The sequence below is a fragment of the Streptomyces sp. enrichment culture genome, assembly GCF_964273145.1.
Classification (GTDB): Bacteria; Actinomycetota; Actinomycetes; order Streptomycetales; family Streptomycetaceae; genus Streptomyces.
This window is the reverse complement of sequence record NZ_OZ186873.1, coordinates 2,724,451-2,750,173: the sequence shown is the minus strand read 5'-3', so window position 1 is coordinate 2,750,173 and position 25,723 is coordinate 2,724,451. Positions and strand designations below refer to the sequence as shown.

17 protein-coding genes are annotated in these 25,723 nt (G+C 71.2%); 14 read left to right on the top strand and 3 right to left on the bottom strand.

The features are described from left to right. Window positions 1–115: 115 nt before the first annotated feature. Window positions 116–1,549, bottom strand: a complete 1,434-nt coding sequence (locus ACSU6Z_RS12260; RefSeq protein WP_437045208.1) for a DHA2 family efflux MFS transporter permease subunit — start codon at window positions 1,547–1,549, stop codon at window positions 116–118. A gap of 396 nt (window positions 1,550–1,945) precedes the next feature. On the opposite strand from ACSU6Z_RS12260, the gene ACSU6Z_RS12255 reads away from it, so the two are divergent. The 14 genes from ACSU6Z_RS12255 to ACSU6Z_RS12190 all read left to right on the top strand — a co-directional run bounded on the left by ACSU6Z_RS12255 (window position 1,946) and on the right by ACSU6Z_RS12190 (window position 23,317). Beyond that, a complete protein-coding gene (locus tag ACSU6Z_RS12255) occupies window positions 1,946–2,425 on the top strand; it encodes a flavin reductase family protein (protein ID WP_437050273.1) in 480 nt (159 codons plus the stop codon). Continuing rightward, window positions 2,422–3,561, top strand: coding sequence for a 50S ribosomal protein L11 methyltransferase (locus tag ACSU6Z_RS12250; protein WP_437045206.1), 1,140 nt, complete (start codon window positions 2,422–2,424; stop codon window positions 3,559–3,561). The genes ACSU6Z_RS12255 and ACSU6Z_RS12250 overlap by 4 nt, the downstream gene beginning before the upstream one ends. A gap of 73 nt (window positions 3,562–3,634) precedes the next feature. Further along, window positions 3,635–4,225, top strand: coding sequence for an LmbU family transcriptional regulator (locus ACSU6Z_RS12245; protein WP_437045204.1), 591 nt, complete (start codon window positions 3,635–3,637; stop codon window positions 4,223–4,225). 83 nt (window positions 4,226–4,308) lie between these two features. Continuing rightward, on the top strand, window positions 4,309–4,521 hold the full coding sequence (locus ACSU6Z_RS12240; protein ID WP_437045202.1) for an MbtH family protein: 213 nt from the start codon (window positions 4,309–4,311) through the stop codon (window positions 4,519–4,521). Between the two features lie 6 nt (window positions 4,522–4,527). Next, window positions 4,528–12,441, top strand: coding sequence for an amino acid adenylation domain-containing protein (locus ACSU6Z_RS12235; protein WP_437045200.1), 7,914 nt, complete (start codon window positions 4,528–4,530; stop codon window positions 12,439–12,441). 32 nt (window positions 12,442–12,473) lie between these two features. Next, window positions 12,474–13,778: a cupin-like domain-containing protein gene (locus tag ACSU6Z_RS12230; protein ID WP_437045198.1), complete on the top strand. Its 1,305-nt coding sequence runs from the start codon at window positions 12,474–12,476 to the stop codon at window positions 13,776–13,778. Further along, window positions 13,778–14,125 (top strand): hypothetical protein, encoded by a 348-nt coding sequence (locus tag ACSU6Z_RS12225; protein ID WP_437045196.1) that lies wholly within the window; start codon window positions 13,778–13,780, stop codon window positions 14,123–14,125. Before ACSU6Z_RS12230 ends, ACSU6Z_RS12225 begins: the two co-directional genes overlap by 1 nt. Continuing rightward, entirely contained in the window at window positions 14,122–16,089 is a 1,968-nt protein-coding gene (locus tag ACSU6Z_RS12220; protein ID WP_437045194.1) for an ABC transporter ATP-binding protein, read from the top strand. The genes ACSU6Z_RS12225 and ACSU6Z_RS12220 overlap by 4 nt, the downstream gene beginning before the upstream one ends. Beyond that, on the top strand, window positions 16,086–17,933 hold the full coding sequence (locus ACSU6Z_RS12215; RefSeq protein WP_437045192.1) for an ABC transporter ATP-binding protein: 1,848 nt from the start codon (window positions 16,086–16,088) through the stop codon (window positions 17,931–17,933). The genes ACSU6Z_RS12220 and ACSU6Z_RS12215 overlap by 4 nt, the downstream gene beginning before the upstream one ends. Then, on the top strand, window positions 17,908–18,579 hold the full coding sequence (locus tag ACSU6Z_RS12210; protein ID WP_437045190.1) for a tryptophan 2,3-dioxygenase family protein: 672 nt from the start codon (window positions 17,908–17,910) through the stop codon (window positions 18,577–18,579). The genes ACSU6Z_RS12215 and ACSU6Z_RS12210 overlap by 26 nt, the downstream gene beginning before the upstream one ends. Before the next feature lie 17 nt (window positions 18,580–18,596). After that, the gene (locus tag ACSU6Z_RS12205) at window positions 18,597–19,913 is read left to right on the top strand and encodes a condensation domain-containing protein (RefSeq protein WP_437045188.1); all 1,317 of its coding nucleotides are present in this window, start codon (window positions 18,597–18,599) and stop codon (window positions 19,911–19,913) included. Continuing rightward, window positions 19,897–20,667, top strand: coding sequence for a hypothetical protein (locus ACSU6Z_RS12200; RefSeq protein ID WP_437045186.1), 771 nt, complete (start codon window positions 19,897–19,899; stop codon window positions 20,665–20,667). Before ACSU6Z_RS12205 ends, ACSU6Z_RS12200 begins: the two co-directional genes overlap by 17 nt. Window positions 20,668–20,669: 2 nt before the next feature. Beyond that, window positions 20,670–22,355: an AMP-binding protein gene (locus ACSU6Z_RS12195; protein ID WP_437045184.1), complete on the top strand. Its 1,686-nt coding sequence runs from the start codon at window positions 20,670–20,672 to the stop codon at window positions 22,353–22,355. Then, a complete protein-coding gene (locus tag ACSU6Z_RS12190) occupies window positions 22,352–23,317 on the top strand; it encodes a ribonucleotide-diphosphate reductase subunit beta (RefSeq protein WP_437045182.1) in 966 nt (321 codons plus the stop codon). The genes ACSU6Z_RS12195 and ACSU6Z_RS12190 overlap by 4 nt, the downstream gene beginning before the upstream one ends. 281 nt (window positions 23,318–23,598) lie before the next feature. Here the strand turns inward: ACSU6Z_RS12190 and ACSU6Z_RS12185 are convergent, their stop codons facing one another. Both ACSU6Z_RS12185 and ACSU6Z_RS12180 read right to left on the bottom strand, forming a co-directional pair. Beyond that, complete coding sequence (locus tag ACSU6Z_RS12185) at window positions 23,599–24,516, bottom strand: TIGR03621 family F420-dependent LLM class oxidoreductase (protein WP_437045180.1); 918 nt, start codon at window positions 24,514–24,516, stop codon at window positions 23,599–23,601. After that, window positions 24,513–25,718, bottom strand: coding sequence for an amidohydrolase family protein (locus tag ACSU6Z_RS12180; protein ID WP_437045178.1), 1,206 nt, complete (start codon window positions 25,716–25,718; stop codon window positions 24,513–24,515). Before ACSU6Z_RS12180 ends, ACSU6Z_RS12185 begins: the two co-directional genes overlap by 4 nt. Between the last annotated feature and the right edge of the window lie 5 nt (window positions 25,719–25,723).

The following is a 25,723-nucleotide window of genomic DNA, read 5'->3' as shown; positions in this document are numbered from 1 at the left end:
GTCCGATGTGCCGGCGACGTGGGCGTCGATGCGGGAACACTCGAGGGCGAGGGGGGGGCCGCACACGGGAACGCGGCAGGCCAGGGGCCTGTGATTCGGTTCCCTCGGGGGTCGGCTAGGCGTTCTCCGGTACGGCGACGGGTGCGGCCGCGCGGCGTTCGGCCGCCGTGAGCAACAGGGTCGGTGCGGTGGCCAGGACCGCCGTGGCGAGGACCCACCAGAAGGTGGTGCCGAAGGCGGAGGCCTGTGCCGTCGCGCTGTTCGCGGAACCGAGTTCGTTCTGCAGGACCACCGCGAACAGGGCCGTGCCCGTGGAGCCGCCCACGCGCTGCAGGATGCCGATCTGGATCGTGGCGTCGTTGACCTTGGCCGGAGGGATGACCCGGTAGGCGGCGGTGGTCGCGGGGATGGCGCACGCCCCGATCCCGAAGCCGCGGAGGACCATGGCCAGCCCCAGGAACCAGTAGGAGGAGTCCGCGTCGATGACCAGGAAGGGGACGGTGGCGACGGTGCTGACGGCGCCGCCGAGGAGGGCCGCCCGTCCGCTGCCCAGTTTGTCCGTCAGCCGGGCGCTGACCATCATCGCGAAACCGGCCCCGATGCCCTGGGGGATCAGCAGCAGGCCCGTGGCCACGGGGTCCTCGCCGCGCACGATCTGGAAGTAGAGCGGCATCAGGATGACCGATCCGAAGACCGCGGAGCCGAGGCAGACGTTGGTCAGCTGGGCCGCCGAGTAGAGCTTGTTGCGGAACAGGCGGATGTCGACGAGAGGTTGGGCGGCCCGCAGCGCGTGGAGGGCGAAGAGGGCGATCAGGACCACGCCGACGGCGAGCGAGACGAGCACCTGCGCGGACATCACGCGCGCGGTCGTACCGATCTCGGCGAGACCGTAGGTGAGGGCCGCGAATCCGAGGGACATCAGGAACAGGCCCGGGACGTCGAGCCGCCCGCCCTGCTGCGCGGTGTCCGCCGGAACCAGCCACTGGGCGAGGACGACGGTCAGCACCCCGATCGGCACGTTGATGTAGAAAATCCAGTGCCAGCCCGCGTGTTCGACCAGGAAACCGCCCAGCACGGGGCCGAACACCGGGGCGAGCAGGGTCGGGATCCCGCTGATGCTCATGACGCGGGCGAGACGCTCGGGACCCGCGAGCCGCACGATGATCATCGTGGCGATCGGCAGCGCGAGACCGCCGGCGGCGCCCTGGAGGGCGCGGAAGGCGATCAACTGCTCGACGTTCTGGGCGAGTCCGCAGGCCAGTGAGGCGACGGTGAAGCCGGCGATGGACAACACGTACACCCGCTTGGCCCCGAAGGTGGCCGCGGCCCAACCGCTCGCCGGGATCACGGCCGCGAGCCCCAGGAGATAGGCCGTGACCAGCCACTGGATCGTGGCCAGCGACGTGTCGAGGTCGTCGGACAGGGAACGCAGGGCGACGTTGACGATCGTCGCGTCGAGGTACGTCATGACCGAGCCGAGCACGGTCACCAGGACGACCCGGCGTAACACGGGCGGGAAACGCAGGGGGGTGGGGGGAGAGGCGTTCATGCGCGATCCGCTTCCTTGCGTGTCGACGGCAAGCAGGACTCGGCAATGTTTGATTGACAAATCGAGTTTGTCAAGGATGCCTTGCCATTCGGTGCCGGACTCCCGTCCGAGGTGAAGGGGATGCTGACGTACCGTCAGAAAGGGCTTATGCGCATGTGAGTGGCTGGAATCCAGCCACTTCCCGACCGGATCGAGTCATTGTTCGGCCGTCTGTGTTTGACGGGCCGACGCGCGGCGTCGAGGGCCGGAGTCGCGAGCGGGCTGTTTCTTCCCACTCACATCCGGCGTTGCTCTAATCGATTGCCAGTACGGGCCAATTCAGGACCTGCTCAAGCAACGTGTACGTCGGGGGAGTTCACGGTGATCCAACGGCCTTCTGACGACTTTCGCGTGGGCATGAGGCGCCTGGCCGGCGGGGTCTGCGTGATCACCGGAAGCACGGAAAACGGTGAGCCGTGCGGTCTTACGGCAACCGCCGTCTGCTCCCTCACGGCAGACCCTCCGTCACTCGTGGCGTGCATCAACAAGGACACCCGTCTTGGGGCGGCCGTCCGGACGGTCCCGGCCTTCGCTGTAAACGTATTGTCCGCCCGGCAACGGCCCGTCGCCGAGGCGTTCGCCGGACTGATCTCTGGAGTATGGGGCGAAGCCCGCTTCTCCTACGGGGAGTGGCGCGAGGAACGGCCGGGTGTGCCCTTGCTCGCGGATTCCCCAGCGAGTTTCGTCTGCGAACTCGACCAGGTCGTCGACCGCTCGACCCATCTTCTGCTGATAGGTCTTGTCGTGGACGTGCGTCTGGCCCCGCAGGAATCAACCCCGTTGCTCTATGTGGACCGTCAGTTCGTTCAGTCGACTCACAAGGTGGACTCCCCATGATTCCCTGGATCGATGCGTCGGCGACCAGATCGCCCGCCTTCACCTCCGCCCTGCACGGATTGGGTGACGAACTGGCGGCACATGGATTCACCTCCGATTCCGCCGCATCACTTCTCGGAGCGGCCGGCGATACGGACCTGTTGCGCAACTCCGCCCTCTACTCCCTCTGGTCACGAGACCGAGCAAACGAACTCTCCGCCGACCCGGCGGGCGTGCTGACGGAACTCTTCGTCAGGAACGGCGAGATCGCGCTCGACCTCTACGAGCGCCGGATCTCCCGTACCCTGCGCTCCGCGTTCGACGCCCTTGAAATCGTGCAGGACGCTGGCGGAAAGATAAGCGCCCGTGTCTCCATCTCGCCGCTCGGGTCAGCGTATTACCTCTCGGATCGGTTGTTCGAGTGCCGGGCGGAATTCGACGGGTACCCGGTCATGGCCAAAAAAGCCGAAGGCGCCTTCGATCCGGTGATGCCCCCGCATGCCAGCACCCTGCTTCTGCTGCAGAACACCGCACCCCGCGGAAAACGACTCCTGGACGTGGGCACCGGGTCCGGTGTTCTGGCGCTGCACCGCTCCGACCGTTACGCGTCCGTGGCGGGTATCGACATCGATCCGCGAGCCGTGGCCTACGCCCGCCTGAACGCGCTTCTCGCCGGACGCGAGGCAGCCTTCGAGGTGGGGGACTTCCGCGCGGGACTGGAGGAGTTCGGTCCCGTCGACCACGTCCTGTTCAACGCGCCCGGCCGCGCCCCCGGCCGGCCGGACCCGTCCGGGGACGCTCCCGTCCTCGACGCGTCAGACCTGGTCAAGGACATCGTCGGGTGCCTTCCCAAAGCGCTCGCCGCCCCCGGCGGGCTGGCCGAGATCCTCGTCATCGTGCCTGTCCCGCATCGTCTGCCGGGTGCCGAGGACGTGGTGGCGGAGTGGCTTGGCGGCCCCGCGCCACTCGACGGAGTGCAGGTGACCGAGCTGGCCGACCCGGCCCTCAGCGTCCCCGCCGACGCCATCGACAGACTCCGCATCCAGCCCGGCTGCCTGCTCGCCGACGACCGCGCGGAGGCGGAGTCCCTGGTGAGGTCCCTCAAGCGGGGCGGTATCCGCAACGTCGCACCGGCCATCGTCTCGATTTCTTCCTGAGCCGGTCTGTTCCAGTACAGCAATGTCGAACGGGGGAATTCCCATGAATGTACGACGCCCCGGTGTCTCTTCGGTGAAGGTCCAGAAGAAACGCACCAGTCTGACCTTTCCACGGGCCGTTCCCCTGGAGGCCTGGATCTCGATCGGTGTCGAAATATTCTCCATCACGGACGCCTCGTCCTGGTGGCTCGGCGACTGGCTCATCTACGGGCAGAACCGGTACCCGGACCGGTACAAACGAGCAATCGAGGCGAGCTCGCTCCACTACAAGACACTGCGGAACTACGCCTGGGTGGCAAGGAAGTTCGACGTGTCCCGTCGACGGGACACGCTGAGCATGCAACACCACGCCGAAGTCGCGGCCCTGACCGAGGAAGAACAGGAGCTGTGGCTCGACCGTGCCGAGCAGGAGGGATGGTCCGTCACCGAACTGCGCCGGAATATCAAGGAAAGCAAGGCGACCGGCGACAGAATCCAGGACGTCACCGCTGCCACCGTCACGCTCAAAGCGCCGGCCGAACGAATGCGGCGCTGGGAACAAGCCGCGAGCAGAGCCGGAACCTCACTCGACGAGTGGATTCGGCGAGTACTCGACAGGGAAGCGGTGGAGCTTCTTCGGCATGGCGATCTCGTCGGTGTCGGTCAACGGCACCTGCCCCTCTGAACCTTGACGCCCGAGAAGGGACATAAATAGCATCCGCTGTCGCTGGTCACAGCCTACTCCGGCGTGTGGAATGAGGTATCGGGATGATGGGTGCAGACGAATACTCCGTGGTGGTCAACCACGAGGAGCAGTACTCGATCTGGCCAAAGGAAAAGGAATTGCCAACGGGGTGGCATGAGGCGGGATTCAGTGGTCCGAAGGAGGACTGCCTCGCCCATATCGAAAACGTGTGGACCGACATACGGCCGTTGAGCGTGCGCAAGGCCGTCGCAGCGAGCACGGCTCAGGAGGGCTGAGCGGAAATGCCGGATCGGTCTCTGCTCCACGAGTTGGTTTCCGACCAGGCGCGGATTTCTCCCGAATCGGTTGCCGTGGTCTGCGGAACGGAACAGATCAGCTATGGCGAACTCGACGGGCGCGCCAGTCGACTGGCCCGATTCCTGCGCGAGCGGGGAGCCGGACCGGAAACCGTGGTCGGGCTGTGCCTGGAGCGGGGGATCGACCAGGTGGTGGCTCTGCTCGCCGTCATGAAGGCGGGCGGTGCCTACCTGCCGCTGGACCCGGCGGATCCACCGGACCGCGTGGCCTTCATGCTCGCGGACGCCGGCGCCCCCCTGGTCCTGAGCCGATCCGGCATCACCTCCCCATGGCCCGACGGTCCGTGGACGGTGGTCGACGTCGACGACACCGCGGACGAGGTCGCGCGGTACTCCGCGGCACCCCTCGACACCCGCGGCGACGCCGACAACGCCATCTACGTGATCTACACATCCGGATCCACCGGCACCCCCAAGGGCGTCGTCGTCCCGCACCGCGCGGTCGTCAACCTCGCCCGAGCGCAGCGCACGCTGTACCGGCACGGTCCGGGGGAGCGTGTGCTCCAGCTGGCCCCGGTGCGGTTCGACGCCAGCGTCTTCGACTTCTGCCTCGCCCTGTGCAACGGCGGCACCCTGGTCCTGCTGCCGCCGGACACCGTCGGCTCCGGCGGCGACCTGTTGCACGTACTGGAGAAGTACGAGGTCACCACGGCCGCCGTGCTCTCCGCCGCGCTGCAGTCCATGCCGCGGGCCGAACTCCCGCGGCTGCGGCAGCTGATCTCCGGCGGTGAGGCCGTGCCACCGGAGGTCGCCGACCACTGGGCGAGGGGCCGCGTCTTCGTCAGCGCCTACGGCCCCACCGAGGCCACGGTCATCTGCACCAGCGGCGAGGTGTCGCCGCCGGTCCGCGACTACCCGTCGATCGGCGTCGCCCTCCCCGGCACCACCGTCCACGTGCTCGACGCGGACATGCGACCGGTCGCAGCGGGGCAGCGAGGCGAGATTTACGTCGGCGGAACGGGCGTCGCCCGGGGATACGTCGGCCGCCCGGCCCAGACGGCGGACCGCTTCGTGCCGGACCCCTTCTCCGGCGAACCCGGCGCCCGGCTCTACCGCACCGGGGACTACGGCAGCCGCTCCGAGGACGGCACCGTCACCTTCCTCGGCCGCGTGGACGACCAGGTGAAGATCCGGGGTTTCCGCGTCGAACTGGGCGAGGTCGAGGCGCACGTCCTGGCCCACCCGGACGTCCGGGAGGCCGCCGTCACGGCGCGCGAGGACACGCCCGGCGACAAACGGCTGGTCGCCTACGTCGTCGCCGCCGACGGCGCCCTCCCTCCGGCGCGGCTCAGGTCCGACCTGCGCGACCGGCTGCCCGACTACATGGTGCCCTCCGCGGTCGTGGTCCTCCCCGAACTGCCGAAGACGGCCAGCGGCAAGGTGGACCGGCAGGCACTGCCCCGGCCGAGCGGCTCCCGGGCCGAGGACGCCCTCGCCCCCGTCGCCGCCCGGACACCCGTGCAGGAGACCATCGCCGCCATCTGGGCGGAGGTCCTCGGCGTCGAACGAGTCGGTCTCGACGACGACTTCTACGACCTGGGTGGTCACTCGCTGCTGGCCGCCCAGGTCATGGCCCGGGTACGGGAGGCGTTCGGCGTCGACCTGCAGATCTCCGCGCTGCTCGACGGGCCGGACGTGGACCGGCTCGCCGCACGGGTGGAGTCCGCCCGGGCGGACAGCACGGACGGATCCGGGCCGGGCGAGACGGACGGGCCCGTCCGGTTCTACGACGGTGATCTCGCGCACGAGCGGGAGCTGCCGCTCTCGTTCGACCAGGAACGGCTGTGGTACCTGAGCGAACTCGCCGCCGGACAGCCCTTCTACAACGTGGCGCTCGCCTTCCGCCTGCGCGGAGAACTCGATCTGCCGCGGCTCACCGGGGCACTGGACGCCCTGGCCGAGCGGCACGCCGTACTGCGCACGTCGTTCGCCCGCGTCGACGGCGTACCCCGTCAGGTCGTACAACCGGCCGCTCCCGTCTCCCTGGAGACCGTCGACGTCCCCGACCTCGACGCGGCCCGCGAAACCACCCGCACGTGGCTGTTGCGTCCTTTCGACCTGGAGGCGGGACCGCCGGTCCGCTACGGGCTGCTGAGGTCGGCCGGCGGTGAGCACGTCCTGCTGTTCGTGGTGCACCACATCCTCGCCGACGGCTGGTCCATGTCGCTCCTGTGCGAGGAGCTCTCCGCCCTCTACGCGGGAGCCGAACTCGGCCCGCTGGACCTGCAGTTCGCCGACTACGCGCGCTGGCAGCGGGAGCGGCTGGAGAGCGGGGCGCTGGACGGGCAGCGCGCCTACTGGAAGGAGCGCCTCGCCGGGCTCGTCCCGCTGGAGGTGCCCACGGACCACCCGCGTCCCGCGGCGCTCAGCTACGCGGGGAACCGGCTGACGTTCGCGCTGCCCGACGACCTCGTCGAGGAGCTGGAGGCCGTCGCCAAGCGTGCGTCGGCCACGCTCTTCATGGTGCTGCTCGCTGCCTTCGACGCGCTGCTCAGCCACTGGTCGGGGCAGCCGGACATCGCCGTCGGAGTCCCGGTGGCGGGCCGGTCGCACCGCAGGCTGGAGTCCCTGATGGGCTTCCTCGTCAACACCGTGGTGCTGCGCACCTCCTGCGCCGGCGACCCCACGCTCGCGGAACTGCTGGAGCGCGTGCGGGGCGACGCCCACGCGGCCTTCGACCACCAGGAGCTGCCGTTCGAGAAGCTCGTCGAGGAGCTGGCCCCGGTCCGGGACCTGAGCCGCAACCCGCTCGTCCAGGTGCTCTTCCACGTTGCGGGCGCCCGCGAGGCCGGGGCGGGCGGACTCGACCTGCCCGGCCTGGAGGCCGAGTCGTTCGAGGTGGACGTCCTGACCACCCGGCTCGACCTGGAGATGCAGGTGGCGCAGGACGCCTCCGGCGCCTGGTCGGGGCAACTCGTCTACTCCACCGAGCTGTTCGACGAGCCGACCATGCGCCGGCTGTGGGCGCGGTACGTCCGGGTACTCAGGCAGTTCGCGGCCGCACCGCACCTGCCGCTGTCCCGGCTGGACCTGCTGTCCGAGGAGGAGCGGCACGACGTCGTCTCCGGGTTCAACCGGACCGAGCGAGCGGTCCCCGACCTCCCCCTGCACGAGCTCGTCGCCGCACAGGCCCGGCGTACGCCGGACCGCGTGGCCGTCGTCCGCGGGGACATCTCGATCAGCTACGCGGAGCTCGACGCCCGCGCCGACCGGCTGGCCTGGACGCTGTACGACCACGGGCTGCGGCCCGACTCCGTGGTGGGAGTGTGCCTCGACCGCGGCATCGACTCGGTCGTCGCCCAGCTCGCCGTCCTCAAGGCGGGCGGCGCCTTCCTCCCGCTGTCCCCGGGCGACCCCGCCGACCGCCTCGCCTACATGATCGATACGGCGGGCGCCTCGCTGGTCGTCTCCGCACCGGACGTCGCCCCGGACTGGGCGGCGCCGACCGGGTGCCGGGTCGTCGACGTGCACACCGCGGGACAGGAGCGCCCGGGACCGCCGCCCGTCGCGGTCGGCCCCGACCACTGCGCGTACGTCATCTTCACCTCCGGCTCCACGGGCCGGCCCAAGGGAGTCATGGTGCCGCACCGCGGCATCGTCAACATCGCGCTGTCCTCGGCACGCACCTGGGGCGTCGAGAGCGGCACCAAGGTGGGCCAGGCGGTCTCGCCCGTCTTCGACGTGTCGGTGCTCGACGTCTACGTCGCCCTCGTCAGCGGTGCCGAGCTGCACCTGGCGACCGCCGACGACACCTCGGGGCCCGGCCTGGAACGGTTCATCAGGAAGTCCGGCATCGAGATCATCCAGACCGTGCCCGCCCTGTGGTCCGGCCTCGACCCGGACTCCGGCGTGCGGCTGCGCACCCTGGTCATCGGCGGTGAACAGCTGCCGGCGCAGACCCTGCGCCGCTGGACGGGCCGGATAGACACCGTCCACCACGTCTACGGACTGACCGAGCTGTCGGTCATCTCGACGCAGGCCACGTACCTCCCCGCGGTACTCGGGGACAACGACGGAGCGCTGCCGATCGGCGGCCCCGTCGACAACACTCGGGTCTACCTCCTCGACGACCGGCTCCAGCCGGTCCCCGTCGGAGCCCGGGGCGAGATCTGCGTCGGCGGCATCGGCGTGGCCCGCGGGTACGCCGGGCAGCCCGGGCTGACGGCGGAACGGTTCGTGCCCGACCCGTTCGACGGCCGGCCCGGCGCCCGCCTCTACCGCACGGGTGACTTCGGCCGGTGGACCGCCAGCGGTTCGGTGGAGTTCCTGGGGCGTGCCGACGACCAGGTGAAGATCCGCGGCTTCCGCGTGGAACTCGGCGAGATCGAGGCTCAGTTGCTCCGGCACCCCGGGATCCGTGAGACCGCGGTGATCGCCCGGGAGGACACCCCGGGCGACCGGCGCCTGGTCGCCTACGTGGTCCCCGCCGGAGCGAGCGTCGCCGAGCAGGAACTGCGTACCCACGTCCGCGACCGGCTGCCGCACTACATGGTCCCATCCGCGTTCGTCACCCTGACGGAGCTGCCGAAGACCACCAGCGGCAAGGCCGACCGGCGCGCCCTGCCCAGGCCCGCGGCACCGTCCGCCGAAACCCCGGCTCCCGCCGGGTCGGTGCGGGCGGTGGTGGCCGGGATCTGGGCCGAGGTTTTGGGTGTGGAGTCGGTGGGGGCGCAGGACAACTTCTTTGATCTGGGCGGGCATTCGTTGCTGGCGGCGCAGGTGGTGTCGCGGCTGCGGGGTGAGTTCGGGGTCGAGTTGGCGTTGTCGGCGTTGCTGGAGAGTCCGACGCTCGAGGAGTTGTCCGACCGTGTCGTGGCGGCTGGTGGCCGGGTGGAGGTTGTTCCGGCCGGGTCGGTGCGGGCGGTGGTGGCCGGGATCTGGGCCGAGGTTTTGGGTGTGGAGTCGGTGGGGGCGCAGGACAACTTCTTTGATCTGGGCGGGCATTCGTTGCTGGCGGCGCAGGTGGTGTCGCGGCTGCGGGGTGAGTTCGGGGTCGAGTTGGCGTTGTCGGCGTTGCTGGAGAGTCCGACGCTCGAGGAGCTGTCCGACCGCGTCGAGGCGGCCGGTGGCCGGGTGGAGGGCGCCGGCCCGGCACGGGTGTTCCACGGCGACCTCGTCGGGCGCACCGACCTGCCGATGTCCTTCGGCCAGGAACGGCTGTGGTTCCTCGGCGAACTCGCGCCCGACCAGCCCTTCTACAACGTCGCCCTCGGCTTCCGGCTGCGCGGCCCCGTGGACGTGGCACGCCTGTCCCGGGCGCTGACCACCGTCGCCGAACGGCACACCGTCCTGCGCACCACGTTCGGCCGCGTCGGCGGAGTGCCGCGCCAGCTGGTGCGCCCCGCTGCCCCGGTCGACGTCCAGGTGGTCGACGTGGCCGACGCCGACGAGGCCCGGGTGCTCGGCGAGCGCTTCGGCCGGGACCTGTTCGACCTCACCGCCGACCAGCTCCTGCGCGCCCGCCTGTACCGGGTCGGCGCCGACGACCACGTGCTCGTCATCGCCTCGCACCACATCGCCGCAGACGGCTGGTCCCTGTCGGTGCTGACCGACGAACTCGAGACCCTGTACGCCGGTGGCGCACCCAGGACCCTGGACGTCCAGTTCGCCGACGTCGCCGAGTGGCAGCGCCGCAGGCTGCGCGGTCCCGTCCTGGAGGAGCTGACGTCCTACTGGACGAAGCGGCTCGCCGGTCTGGAGCCGCTGGAGCTGCCCACCGACCGACCGCGGCCCCCCACGCTCAACTACGTCGGCCACCGGCTCGACTTCACCGTGCCGGCCGACGTGATCGCCTCCCTGGAAGGCGTCGCCAAGCGCGGCTCGGCCACCCTGTTCATGGTGTTCCTCGCGGCTTTCGACGCGCTGCTCAGCCGCTGGTCCGGAGCCTCGGACGTGGCCGTGGGCGTACCGGTGGCCGGACGGTCGTACCGCGAACTGGAGCACCTGATCGGCTTCTTCGCCAACTGGCTGGTGCTGCGCACCGACTGCGGCGGCGACCCGACGTACCTCGACCTGCTGGCCCGGGTGCGCGAGGGCGTGCACGACGCCCTCAACCACCAGGAACTGCCCTTCGAGAAACTGGTCGAGGAACTGGCCCCGGTCCGTGACCTGAGCCGCAACCCGCTGGTCCAGGTGCTCTTCCAGGTTGTCCAGCCGACCGACTCCGGCTCGGCCGCCGCCGCCCGGCTCGGTCTGGACGGCCTCGAGGTCGACCCCTTCCACCTGGACCTGGTCACCACCCGCGCCGACGTGGAGCTCCACCTCATCGAGGAGGACGACGGCGACTGGCACGGGCTGGTCGTCTACTCCGCCGACCTCTTCGACGCGGTCACGATGCGCCGCCTCTGGGACCGGTACCTGCTGATCCTCCGCCAGATCGCGGCCGACCCCGCGCTGCGCCTGTCCCGCCTCGACCTGCTGACCGACGAGGAACAGCAGCTGCTCACCGACGCGTTCGGACGCCGGGGCACGGACACGCCCGCGCCGCTCGTGCAGGAACGCGTCGTCGAGCGGGCGCGTTCTGCCCCCGGCGCGCTCGCCGTGGTGGCGGGCGAGGAGAGCCTCACGTACGGCGAACTCCTCGACCGGGCCGCCGGTCTCGCCGCGGCGCTCGTAGACCACGGCGTCGGCCCGGAAACGGTGGTCGGAGTCTGCGCGGAGCCGTCCGCCGACTCCGTCGTCGGCGGGCTGGCGGTACTCCTGGCCGGTGGCGCCGTACTGCCGTTGGACCCCGCCGCCTCCGCGCAGCGGCGCGAGCGGATCATGCGGGAGGCGGGCGCCGGCGTTCTGCTCACCGAAACCCCCGCCGACGGGGCCACGCCGTGGACGCAGCTCGGCCTGCGGGCCCACGCCGACGGCACACGGTCCCAGGTGACCGTGTCCGCAGAGAGCACCGCGTTCGTCGCCGTGGCACGCGGCGGCACCCGGATGCCGCTGCCGCACCACGCCCTCGCCGCCCGGGTTGCCGGATGCCTCGACGCCCACTCCCTGACACCCGAGGACCGCCTGGGACTGCTGCCGGAGGAGGCGCAAGCCGACTCGGGCGCCCGGCTGTGGGCCGCCCTCGCCGCCGGCGCCACCGTGGTGATCGGCCCGGACCAGACGGCCCGCACCGCACAGGGCAGCGCCGCCTGGCCGGCCGGCCACGGCGTCACGGTGGCCGTCCTGGACCCGGCGTCGGCCAGGGAGCTGTCGTACGGCTCGCGCCCGCAGGACACGACGCCGCGGCTGGTGATCACCCGGGGCGGCCGGCCGGAGCCCGGGGCCACCGCCCCGCCCTTCGACGTGGCCGACGAGTACCGGCCCGACGAGAGCGGACCGGTCTGCGTCAACGGCAGGCTCGTCGGCGACCTGCGGGTCCACGTGCTCGACGAGGAATTGAGGCCCGTACCGATCGGCACCACCGGTCAGGTGTACGTCGCCGGCCCCGGTCTCGCCCACGGCTACGCGGGACTGGCGTCGAGGACCGCGGCGGCGTTCGTGCCCGACCCGTTCTCCGGCGTTCCCGGCTCCCGGATGCTGGCCACCGGCGACCGCGGCCGCTGGAACAACGACGGCACCCTGACCGTCCTCCCCGCCACTCCCGCCGCCCCCCGGGCCACTACGGCCCGCAACCGGATGCAGGAGGCCGTGGCCGAGGTCTGGGCCGAGGTCCTCGGCCGCGGCTCGGTCGGAATCTACGACGACTTCTACGCCCTCGGCGGTGACGAGGAGCGGGCGGCCGCCATCTCCAGCCGGCTCACCGCCCGGCTCGGACTCCCCATCGATCCACGCATCGTTCTGGAACGCCGGACCATCGCCGAGTTCACGGCCGACGCGCGCGTCAGGGCTGGGGCCTGAAACGCCGCCGCGCCCCAGGAAGGAAGAACACCGTGCCGAAATTCGAGATCGACGAGATATCCGCAGCCGACGTCGACGGCTTCTGGGAACGCTACGTACTGCCGCGCAGGCCCGTCGTCATCCGCGGGATCTACGCCGACCAGCCCATCGCGGAGGCGGCCACGCTCGACGGGGCGCGCCGACTGCTCGGCTCCATGCCGGTCCTGGTCCAGGACGAGTACACCCGCCAGATCGACTACACCCGCAAGGAGGCAACTGAGGCACAGCAGAAGGCCCCCGATCCGGTCCTCAGCACCCTCGCTGAGTACCTGGACGGATACGGCTCCCAGGAGAAGAGCCGCAAGGTGGTCACGGAGTGGGACCTGCCCACCGACCTCCTGCAGAGCTTCACCCTGCCCGAGTTCTGCTGGCCCACGACCCCGCACCACAGCCTGTACCTGCACTCCTTCATCGCCGGTCCGCACAACTGGGCCCACCTGCACTTCGACATGGACCAGCGGCACGTGCTGCTCGCCCAGGTCTTCGGCAGCAAGGGCGTGGCGCTGTTCCCGCCCTCGTCGTCCCCCTGGCTGCACCCCTTCGGGAACTTCGGGTCGATCTCCCTGCAGGTGATGGACCCGGAGGAGCGACAGAACTTCATCGAGCTCGCCGGCGGCGCCTACGCGGTCATCCACCCGACCGACGCGATCTACATCCCCCCGCTGCTGTGGCACTACCTCGACTACCTGGACCTCGGGGCCTCCTTCAACGTGCGCTTCGGCCGCAACCCCTACAGCAAGTTCCTGTCGGTGGAGAACTTCCTCGCCGACCAGTACCTGCAGGCGGTGGCGGAGCCGTTCGCGGGCATCGCACCGGAGGCGGAGCCGGACGCGGCGCAGCGCGAGGTCCTCGAGGAGGTCATCGAGACGTTCAACCGGGACTACGACTCGCGGCACGACAAGTACCGCGCGATGCGCCAGGTCTTCCGCGACCTGCACGGCAGGCAGGGCCTGACGCCCGAGCTGCCCCTGTTCCTGTTCTCGCTCGACGACGAGACCGACTACTACGACCAGATGCGGCTCAACAACAACTTCCTCTACCGGCCCGGCGTGCGCACCTCGATGGAGGCCATCACGACGCCGGAGCCCCCGGCGACGCCGGCGCAGTTGGCCTCGCTGGACAAGGCCGTCGCCGCCAAGGGATACCCGGGCCCGCTGCTCGACAAGGTGCTGTTCAACAAGTTCGGCCGGACCTCGCTCTCCGACCTCAACCGCGAGGAGGCGTCCCGCCTGCTCGCCTTCCTGCGCTCGCCGTCCGGCGCCGTCCCGGCGGTGGCCATGACCACCCAAGGAGCATGATGCCTTCCATCGGTACCGACGCACTGCGCGCCAGCGTCCGCGAGGTCGTGCTCCGGCTCGCCCCCGACCGGCCGGCACAGGCGACCGCCGAGCTGCTGCTGCGGGAGGACCTCGGCTACGACTCGCTGGCCCTGGCCGAACTGGCCTTCGCCCTGGAGGAGATCTTCCAGCTGCCGCCGCTGCCCGGCGAGGAGACGGCCGACGTCAACAGCGTGGCCGACCTCGAAGCCCTCGTCACCGGCCTGGCCGAGCGCGGCGGCACGACCTTCGACGAGGAGCGCGTGCGCAAGGAGCTGGCCCGCCTCACCCCGCAGGGCGCACAGGCGGGGGAGCAGGACGTCACGTGAAGAGCACCCATCGGCACAACCGACGGGATCTGATCGGGCTGGCCTGGCAGTCGGGCCGGGGGAGCACGGCCCTGCTGTTCCTCACCATCGTGATCGGCGGCGTCGGACCCGCCGTCTTCATGCTGCTGGTCGGCGTCACGGTCGGCCGGCTGCCGGAGGCGGCACGGCTAGGCTTCAACGACGGGGCCGGCCGGGTCGCCGGCCCCGTCGCCGCCGCCAGTGCGGTCTTCCTGGTCACCCAGGTAGCCGGCAAGATCCGGTTCGCGGTCGGTGAGATCCTGGGGCAGCGGATCGAGATCACGCTGCGGGAGCGGGCCATGCGTGCCTGCTCCATCGACGACGGCCTCGACCACCTCCAGGACGACCGGACCCGTGACGACCTGGCGATCCTGTCGGGAGCGGCCGGCGGGCTGCCGCTGGAGCGCGCGGTGGCGGGCCTCGCCGAGGTCACCTCCGCCCTGGTCGGCGCCGTCGGCCCGCTCTTGCTGCTGATGTTCTTCCACGTCTGGGCCGGCGCCGCGGTGGCGTTGGCCTGGTTCGCGGTACGGATCGTCGCGGGGCGCGAGAACGGCAAGCGGCTGGAACTCCTCTTCGGCCAGGCCCACGTCATGCGCCGCGCCGAGTACTTCCGCAAGCTCGCCGTGCAGGGCGCGGCGGCCAAGGAGATCCGGGTCTTCGGGCTCCGGGACTGGGTGCTGGCCCGTCTGGACCAGGAATGGCTGGCCGCCATCCGGCCCACCTGGCGGCGGCGCCGGCCGAGCGACGCCAAGATCCTGCTGCTCTCCTGCGTCCTCGTCGCGGTCTACGGCCTGGTCTTCTGGCGGCTGGTCGACGACGGGGTGAACGGCGGCCTGGAGACCGGGGCGTTCGCCGTCTTCCTGCAGGCGCTCATCGGTGCCTCCGCGGTATCCGGCGGTACGGCTGCGTTCGGACTGGACGTCGCCCTGGCCCCCGTGTCCGCGGTGCGCCGACTGGAGGAGCGCAAGGCCGCCGCCTCTCGCGGCGCGGCGGCCCGCACGGCGAAGGACCTGACGGTACGGCGCCTGGAACTGCGGGACGTGACGTTCGCGTACGACAGCAACGGCGGCGCCGCGGTCGGCGCCACGGCCGACGGGACGGACGCCGCGGCGAACGTCGCTACGGAGCGCGGCGAGGCGCGCGGCGAGAGCCGCGATGAGTCGCACCACAAACCGCACGACAAGACCTCCGCCAAGCCGCGCAGCGCCCCGAGGCCCGTCCTCGACGGCGTGTCCTTCAGCGTCGCCGCCGGCGAATCCGTCGCCCTGGTCGGCGAGAACGGCGCGGGCAAGACCACGCTGCTCAAGCTGCTCGCGGGGCTGCTGGAGCCCGTCTCGGGCCGGATTGAGGCCGACGGAGTCGCCCTGCACGAGCTGGGCAGGGCCGACTGGCGGCGGCACCTTGCCATGGTCTTCCAGGACTTCGCCCGGCTTCCGCTCACCGTCGCCGAGAACGTCCACGTATTGCGCGCTGACTCCGGCGACGAGCAGACCCGCAAAACGGTGCTGGACTGCCTCCAACGCGTCGGCCTGGGGGAACGGGTGGCGCGGCTGCCCCACGGCATCGACACCGTCCTCGGCGCCCGGCTGCCGGGCGGCATCGACTTCTCCGGCGGCGAGTGGCAACGCCTGGCCCTGGCCCGCGCGTTCTTCACCCTCCACCAGGGGGCCCGCGTCCTGCTGGTGGACGAACCCACCGCGAGCATCGACCCGTCCGCCGAGACCGAGTTCTTCGACCGGCTCCTCGACGAGACCGAAGGAATGATCCGCATCGTGGTCTCGCACCGCTTCAACACCGTGCGCCGGGTCGACCGGATCGTCGTCCTGGACCGCGGGCGGGTCGTCGAGTCCGGCTCGCACGACGACCTCATGCGCCAGGACGGCCTGTACCGGCGGATGTTCCTCGCCCAGGCCGCGCCGTTCACCGAGCAGGGGGGAGTGCGATGAGCGCGGACAGCTGGCGGGGCACGGCGGCCATGGCACGCCTCGCGCTGCGCACCGATCCGGTGCGCGCGGTCGGAGCCGTGGTCATGACCCTCGCCATCTCGGCCCACCCGGTGCTGGTCGCCCTGCTGATCGGCCGGCTCACCGACGCCGTGGTGGACGGCGACGACGGTACGGCCATGACCTGGGGCATGGTCCTCGCCGCCGCCGTCGCGAGCTGGCTGGCCCTGCTCTGGTACACCTTCGGGCTGCGCACGGTCCTGGAGGAACGCGTCAGGCACGCGGTGGAGATGAACATCGCCGCGATGAGCATGGCGCCGTGGAGCATCGCACATCACGAGGATCCCCAGGTCGCCGAGGAACTTGCCCTCGTCGAACGGGACGTCAACCGGCTCGCCCAGGTGATCATCTTCCTGCTGACCCTCATGGGCGCGCTCGGGCAACTGGCCTTCGCGGTGGTCGTCCTCGCCGACGTGCACCCGGCCCTGCTGCTGCTCCCCGTCCTCGGCCTGGTGCCGGTGTGGGCGAGCCGCCGCGGCGACCGGTGGCGGCAGCGTTCCCTCGAGCGTGCCACGCCCGACGACAACCTCGCGCGCGAGATGTACACCGTGATGTGCGGCGCCGGGCACGCGCAGGAGCTGTCGGTGCTCGGCGCGCAGGAGGCCGTACGGGCACGTCACCGTCAGCTCTCCGAGGCCGCCCAGCGCGAGCGGGAGCGCGGAGCCCACCGGTCCTTCCGCGCCCAGGCCGACGCCACCGTCCTGTTCGCGGCCGCCTACGTCGCCGCGGTGGCCGTCGCCGTGCTGGCGGCCGTGGCCGGGAAGGCGGGCGTCGGCGACGTCCTGCTGACCGCGACGCTGGCCGCGCAGGTCACCGGGCAGGTGACCATGGCGACCGACGCGGTGACCCAACTCGTACGCGCCCGGGCCACCGCCGACCGCTACCTGCGGATCGCCGACCTGACCACGGCCGCCGAGGAGGGCGGGCGGGAACCCGGCGACACGGGCGGCGGGCTCCGCCTGCGGGGCGTCACCTTCACCTACCGCGGCGCCGACACCCCCGCCCTGCGGGGTGTCGACCTGGACGTCCCGGGCGGCCGGACCATAGCGGTCGTCGGCGAGAACGGCGCCGGCAAGACCACCCTCGCCAAACTCCTGTGCCGGCTGTACGCCCCGGCCGGAGGCACGATCACCTGGCACGGCGCCGACCTCGCGGACGTCCGGCCCGATGCCTGGCGGGACGGGGTGTCGGCGGCCTACCAGGACTTCGTCCGGTTCGAGACCGAGGCCGGGCACGTCGTCGGGCTCGGTGACCTGCCGCGCATCGACGACACCGACGCCGTACGCGGCGCCCTGGCCCGGGCCGACGGGCAGGGGCTCGAACAGTCGCTGCGCGACGGCCTGCGCACCCGGCTCGGGCGCTCCCACAGCGACGGCACCGAACTGTCGACCGGCCAGTGGCAGAAGCTGGCGGTGGCCCGCTCCATGATGCGGGAGACCCCCCGCCTGCTCGTCCTCGACGAGCCCACCGCCTCACTCGACGCCGAGACCGAGTACCGGCTGTTCCGGCACTACGCCGAGGCCGCCCGCACCGTCACCGCCGACGGGCGGGGCGTCGTCGTGGTCATAACCCACCGCCTCGGTTCGGTGCGCTTCGCCGACCGCATCGTCGTCATGGCGGGCGGCCGGATCGTCGAGTCGGGTTCCCACGACGAGCTCATGGCGGCCGGCGGCCGGTACGCCGACCTCTACCGGGCGCAGGCCGACGCCTACGCGATCGAAGGACCACCAGCAGCGGACCAGAAGGAGAGCGGTGACAGCGGTGAGCACACCCCCCAACCCCTATGAGGAGTACATCCGGGTCCGAGAGCTGCTCGCACTCCACTCACCCCGCACCGCGCTGCCGGGCGAGGACCTGTTCGTGACCGTCCACCAGGTGTCAGAGCTGTGGCTGGCGGCCCTCCTGCGGGAGACCCGCGGGGCCCGGCAGCTGCTGCTGGAGGAGGACACCGCGCAGACCGCGCGCCGACTGCGCACCGGGCTCGACGTGCTCGCGCAGCTCTCCGGCACGCTCAACACGCTCTGCGGCATGCTGCCCACCGAGTTCGCCGCCTTCCGACCGGCCCTCGGCCCGGCCTCCGCGGTCCAGTCCCGGCAGTACCACGAGTTCGTCCAGGCCTGCCGGGGCCCGGGCCCGTCCCTGTGGGGGGCCTTCGCCGAACTCGCCGAGCGCCGCGGCGGACTGGCGAAGGTGTACGGCAATCCGGACACCGGCGTCCGCGAGGTCGCCGAGCTGCTGGTCGACCTCGACGACGCGCACTCCGAGTGGATGGGCTTCCACCTGCGGCTGGTACGCCGCCAGATCGGATCCGCCGACGGCACCGGCGGCGAGTCGGCCGACTATCTGCGCCGCCGGCTGGACGTGCGGCTGTTCCCCGAACTCATCGAGGTTCGGCCGGAGTTCCACCTCGCCGAGGAGGTGCCCAGCCAGTGACCCGGGCCCATGACCTGATGAGCTACGCCACAGGCCGGGCCCTGGCCCCCGCCTCCCACGAGCAGGAGTGGATGCTCTTCCTGGCGCGGATGCGCCGCACCGGCACCTTCAACATGCCGCGCCTGTACGAGATCGGTCCCGAGACATCGGCCGCCGAGGTGAGCGACGCCGTCGCCCGGGTCGTGGCGCGCAGCCCGCTGCTGCGCGTCCGCATCGGACGGGAGGACGGCCGGTTCGTCCAGCGGGTCGAGCAGGCCGACGCCACGGGGCAGGCCCGCCCCGAGCTGCTGAGCGGGCCCGACCCGCTGGCGCTGCTGGGCGAGTTCGTCCGGCGGCCCCTCGACCCGCAGGGCGGCCGGGTCTTCGCCAGCGCCCTGGCGCCGCTGCCCGGTGGCGGACACGCCTTCGCCACGGTCGTGCACCACACCGTCGCCGACGCCGTCACCCTCGACGAACTGGAGCGCCGTATCGGGCTGGAGCTCGACGGCAGGGGCGACGAGTACGGCGAACGCGTCGGCTATCTCGACTACGCGGCCTGGCAGCACGACACGTACGGCCCACGGCTGGACGCGCTCGTCGACGAGTCCGTCATCGCCCTGAAGGACGCCCGGCCCAACGAACTGCCCGGCGTCGGGCTGCGCTCGCGGGCTCCCGGGTCCGGGCTCGCCGCCTCCTTCGGTCTCGACTCGGTCGCCGACGACAACCTGCGCGCGCTGCTCACCGAAGAACGGGCCAGTCCCTTCATGGCCGGCCTCGTGGCCCTGTCGATCGCCCTGCGGAGCCTGTCGGGTCAGTCCGCCGCGCTGATCGCCATCGAGGTCTCCACCCGGCGGCTCAGGCCGCTGATGGACACCCTGGGCCCCTTCATCAGCACCGTCCCCGTCGTCCTGGACGCCGAGGACAGCTTCCGCCGGGCGCTGCGCGCCGCCCGGGAGACCACGCTGAGGTCCCTGGAAATGGCCCAGGTCCCCTACCACCGGCTGCTGGCCCGGCCCGAGTTGCGGTCGCTGCGGCGCCGCAGCGAAGCGGCGGTCGACGTGGTGTACCAGACCTTTCACGAGCAGGAGGCACCGGCCGGGGGGCGGCTGCGCCGGATCCCCTACGGCATGGAGGGCGCGGGCTTCACCGCCGACCTGCACATCTCGATGCACGAGTCGCCCGGGCACCGGCGCCTCGGCATCGGTCACTCCCCGCGCGTGCCGTCCGAGACCGTCGCCGAACTCGCGCGGCGTTTCGAACAAGCCCTCTCCCACGGCGTGACCGACCCGGACGCGCCGCTCATCAGACGGTCGACGAACGAAAGAGGCTCCACGCACCATGACAGTGGCGAATGAGGCGGCCCGGACCGCCGAGAACCGTGACACGGGCTCAGCTCTGTGGAAACTCTCCGTCGGTGTCACGGTCGGCGCATTGGCGGGTCTGCTGGTCGGCGGCGTCCTGGGACGCCTGGTGATGTACGGGCTCCGCTTCACCTCCCCCGAGTCGTCCATGGGCAAGACGACCGACGCCAACTCGACGATCGGCGAGTGGAGCCTGAAGACGTTCGGGCTCCTGGAGAGCGGGATCGCCATGGGCGCGCAGGTCGGCGCCCTGTACATCCTGGTGCGCCCGTGGCTGAACACCGGCAACCGTCCGCTGAAGACGTGCGTCTTCGGCGCCACCGCCGGCGGGGTACTGTTCATCCACCCCGACGGCGTCGACTATTACGCGGTCAAGCCGCTCTGGCTGACCGTCCCGTCGTTCATCCTCCTGGCCGCCGCGTTCGGTTACCTGCTCAGCCTGTGGACCGAACGCGCGATCGCGACGGAGCGGTTCCAGGCCGCGCCCGCCTGGCAGTTGTGGATCCCCGTCGTGCTGTGCGTGCCGGCCGTCCTCCACGTGAGCCTGCTGCCGCCGACCGTGCTGCTGGTGGCCGCCGCGCTGCTGGCCACCTTCGCCCGGGGACGGTTGCAGGGCGTGGTGAAGGGCTGGAGCGGCCCGGTGACCAGCTGGATCGGTTCCCGGCTGCTCTTCCTGCTGGGCCTGGCCAACGTCGTACTCATCGTGCGGGCGGTAGCCGAGATAGCGAACAAGAGCCAAGGGAGCTGACCATGCAGGGCAACGACGTGACCGTACCCGGCCTGCTCGACTGGCTGGACGCGCCGCGCGCGGACCGCGGCGTCAACATCCTGGATCCGGCGGGGGAGTGGCAGTACACGCCCTATTCCGACCTCGCCGAGCACACCAAGGCGGCGGCGGCCGCGTTCACCGCCGCCGGCGTACGGCCCGGCGACGTGGTCTCGATCATCCACCGCAACGGCCCCGGGTTCATCACTGCCTTCTTCGGCGCGCTCGCCGCAGGGGCCACACCGTCCCCCGCCGTGCCTCCGGCCCTGTTCCAGGACCGCGCGGCATACGGTCGGCACGTGGGCGCGATCCTCGACGTGGCCGCCCCCCGCGTGGTGGTGCTCGAACCCGAGCTGCTGGACCAGCTCGGCCCGGCACTGCGCGACCTCGGCCACCGCCCGCTGGCCCTGGACGAGACCACCGGAACCCCGGCCGGATCCCCTCCAGCGGACCGTGCGGCGTTGCCGGCCACGGCGCTGCTGCAGTTCACCTCGGGCTCCTCCGCCACCCCAAAGGGCGTCGCCGTCTCGCCGCAGGCCCTCCACGCCCAGATCAGCATCCTCGTCAGGTGGCTGGGCTTCCACTCCGGCAACGCCTGCGCCACCTGGCTGCCCATCCACCACGACATGGGCCTCGTGGGCATGGTGCTGCCGAGCGTGGTGACCCAGTCCAACCTGTGGGTGATGCAGCCCGACCAGTTCATCACCGGTGCGAGCCGGTGGCTGCGGCTGCTCGGCAGCGGCAGGGTGCAGATCACCGCCGTACCGCCGTTCTCCCTCAAGCACATGCTGCGCCGCGTGCGCGACGAGGAGCTGACGGGCTGCGACTTCTCCAAGGTGCGGGTCAACGTGGTCGGCGCCGAACCCATTGACGGTTCGGTGCTGGACGAGTTCACCAGGCGGCTGGCCCCGTTCGGCTGGCCCAGCGGCGCGCTCGTCCCCGCCTACGGACTCGCCGAGGCCGTCCTGGCCGTGTCCGGCAAGGACCTCGACGCGCCCGTCGACCGGGTCCTGGTCGACCGGGGCCGGCTGCGGCTCGGCGAGAAGGTCGTGGTCGACTCCGGCGAGGTCCCGGCGGCCGAGGCCCTGGACCTGCCGGCCAGCGGCCGCGTGCTGCCGGGCGTGACGGTAGAGGTGCGGGACGAGGCGGGAGACCCCGTGCCGGACGGCGTGCTCGGCGAGATCGTCGTGGGCGGCGTCTCGCTCGCCGACGGCTACCGCGGACACGAGCCGTGGCCCGGCGAGTTCGTCACCGGGGACGCCGGGTTCTTCTGGAAGGAGCGGCTGTACGTCCTCGGCCGGCTCGGGGACAGTCTCAAGGTGCGCGGCGTCCAGCTGTTCGCCGAGGACATCGAGAACGCGCTGAGCGGACTCGAGGTCCTGGGGAAGGTCCGCTACTCCGTCGTGCTCGGCAGCCTCGACGGCCGGGACACCGTGGCCGCCCTGGTGGTGAAGAGACCCGGGGAGTGGAGCGAGGAGGTCTACCGGGCACTGCGGCGGCAGGCGCGTGGCCTACGCGTGGTCGTCGCCGCCGTGAACCGCGGGGCCGTTCGCCGTACCTCCAGCGGAAAGCCGAAGCGGCGCGCCATGTTCGAACAGCTCATGACCGGAACGATCGACGGAGTCGTCGTGCACGACTCCGCCAACGACCCCGCCGAGGAGGAGCAGTGACCGTCGACGCACTGGAACAGATGGAGGCCGACGAGGAGCGCGTCATCTCCCCGGCGGAGCTCTTCCGCAAGTGGGAGCAGGGACAGTGGCGGCTGACGGAGCTGCCCATCGCCTCCGACGCCGCCGACTGGGCCGCCATGCGGCCCTACGCGCGCGGTGAACTGGAGTCGATGATCGAGGGGTTCGTGCTGGGCGAGGCCGCCGTCAGCAACACCCTCTCGCCGCTCGCCGACGCCGCGCCCAGCCTGGACGCCCACCAGTACCTGTGCACCCAGATCGCCGACGAGGCGCGGCACACCCGGTTCTTCGCCACGTACCTGCAGGCGATGCGGCGGTCCCGGCCCTCCCACGAGGAGGTCATCGCGGACGCGCTGGCGAGCGCCGGCGAGGCGGTGTCGACGATCTTCGACGAGGAGTTGAAGACCCGCACCGACCACGTCCGCTTCCACCCCGAGGACACCCGGGCCTGGTACGAGGCGGTGACGTACTACCACCTCATGGCGGAGGGCGTCCTGGCCATGTCCGTCCTGGGGGCCATGCTGTCCATGGTCCGCCAGCTGCGGGGCAGTCTGCCGGTGCTCCACACCGGCCTGCGCAACGTCATCCGGGACGAGTCGCGGCACATGGCGTTCGGGATGTACGCGGCCAGGGAGGGCGTGCGCACCGGTCACGGCGAAGCCGTCCTGGCCACGCTGATGGAGGCGATCCCCCAGGTCACCATGGCCCTGGTGGCCCCCGAGCGAAAACTCCCCGGGACCACCCTGCCGCCCCTGCGCGCCACCATCGGCAGACAGCACGCCCACCGGTACGCCAGCGCCCGCCGCACCCTCCTGCGCCGCATGGAACTGATCGGTCTCCAGGCCCACACCGGCGAGGCCAGCCAGGCCTGGGACCTCTCCATGAAGGCAGCCATGACCGAATACGAACACCGCCACGGCGACCCCCACCCGGCCGGCGAGTGATCCGCGAGTAATCCGAACGACCGTCCCGGCCGGCACCCGCAGAGCTGTCGGCCGGGACGGTCGCGGTTCTGGGCGCGCGCCTTGTCGGCGAGCGAGTGGGGTGCTGGCGTTGGGGGCGGGCGGGACCGGTGCCGCGAGGCCCGCGGCCTACGGAGCGCCGCGCCCGGCGAGCGAATAACCCCGATAGCCGTTCCGGCCGGCATCCGCGAGGGGTGCCGGCCGGAACGTTCCGTGTTTCCGTGCCCGCGTCCCGTCGGTGATTCTGGCCGCGCTGACGGGCGTCAGCAGCCGGACAGGGTGCTGACCAACGGGGCCGCGGCTTCCATGTCGCGGCCCTGGATCACGACGTAGCTGATTCCGAACCGTTCGCGCAGTCCGAGGATCTTGTCCGCCATCTCGGACACGCTGCCGACGAGCACGTTGGGCAGCGTGGCCAGTGTCTCGGGCGGCATGCCCAGCCGCCGGCTCAGACCGTCCAGCACGGTGTGCGGTCGGGGGGTGACCCAGAAGATGCCCACGCCGACCTGGAGTTCGAGCTCCGAGAACCGGTCACCGGCGCCCTCGCGCACCCACGCCAGCTTCCGTTCCGTCTCCTCCAGCGTGATGTCGTGCACCTGTGCCTCGCCTGCGCGCAGGTTGTGGTGCACGCCGACGATGTCAGCATGGCGGCCGGCCATCCGCAGGATCCGCGGCGAACCGCCGCCCACCAGCAGCGGCACCTTCTCCTGCGCCGGCTCCGGCGCCCCCTCGAACCCCGTCACCCGGTAGTGCTTTCCGGCGAAGTCCACCCGGCCGTCGTCCAGCACGCTGCGCAGGATCCGCACGGACTCCTCCAGCCGCTCCACCCGCGTCCCGGCCGGGTCGAAGGGCAGGTCCACGGCCTCGTACTCCTCGCGCATCCAGCCCGCGCCCAGGCCCAGTTCCAGCCGCCCGTCGCTGAGCAGGTCCAGCGTCGCCGCCTCCTGCGCCAGCATGACCGGATGCCGGAAGTCGTTGCACAGCACGAGCGTGCCCAACCGCAGCGTGGACGTGGCGTCGGCTGCGGCCATGAGCGCGGGCATGGGGGCGAGCTGCCCGCCACCGAAGTGGTCGGGCAGCACGAGGGTGGAGAAGCCGAGGCTTTCGGCCCGGCGGGCCGCCTCGACCCACTCGTCCCGTGTTCTCGCCCCGATGAACTGGATTCCGAACCGGAACTTCATGCCGTCCTCGACAGGATGTCGTGCATCCTCCCGCCGAAGAACCGCTCCTCCTTGGCCTTGTCCACCGGCTCCCGCGCCAGCAGCTTGCGGAAGTCGGCGGTGGGCGTCGACGACCCTTCCGGGTGAGGGAAGTCGGAGGAGAAGACCACGCAGTCGTCCAGCTCCTCGATGGCCCGCTGGACCCGGTCACCGGGCTGCGCCACCACGAGAACCTGCCGTTTGAAGTACTCGCTCGGCTTCAGCGGCAGCGACCAGCGGCCAGTGATGTTGCGCAGCACCGGAAGCGTCAGCAGGTAGTCCAGCGCCCGGACCCAGTCCGGCGCCCACCCGGACGCCTGGTACTCCTGAAGCGTCAGGTGGAAGTTGGGGTAACGCTCGAAGACGCCCGCCGCGATCAGCGCGGCCGACACCATCTGCGGGGTCGCGGCCGAGATGGACGCCAGCACATAGCCGACGTCCTTCAGCTCCGCGCGGCCCGTCTGGTACCACCCCGGCGCCACCTGGGGTCCGCCGAGGAAGCCGAAGTGCAGCACACCGAGCATGCCGAGCTCGTTGGCGGCCGCCCAGATCGGCTCGTAGTCCACGTGCGCGACCGACTTCCCGGCGGGCGGGCGGCCCGGTATCAGGAAGGCCCGGGCACCCAGTTCGCGGGTTCGCCTCAGCTCCGCCACGCACCACTCCACGTTCTCCCACCACAGCAGCGTGGTGGTGAGCAGCCGGTCGGTGTGCCCGCTGACGACGCCGGCCGCCCAGTCGTTGTAGGCCCGGATGACGCGCGGTACGTCCTCGGGCTCCAGGTACTCCGACACCCGGTCGACGGTGACCAGGGCCGACGCGGGGTTGATGATCTGCGCGTGGATCTCGTTCTTGTCCATCCAGGCGAGCCGCTCGGCGGGGAGATAGCCGCCGAAGGGGTACGCCATCCCGCGGAACCGGCTCTCGTTCGCCGCCGCGGCGGCCTCCTTGAGGGTGGCGAAGCCGGCGAAGAAACTTTGTGACTGCTGGATGGACGCCGTGAGCCGCTCCGCGTCCACGGCGAGCCGGTCGGCGGGTGCCGCGTCCGAGAAGAACGAGAACAGGTCCTGTGTCGACGTCCGGAAGTACCAGCGCGGTTCGATGCGCGCCGCCAGCTTCTCGTCCGCCTCCACCAGCCAGTCCGGGGGCTCCTGGAAGTGGCTGTCGACATCGATGATCAGGGTCATGGCGC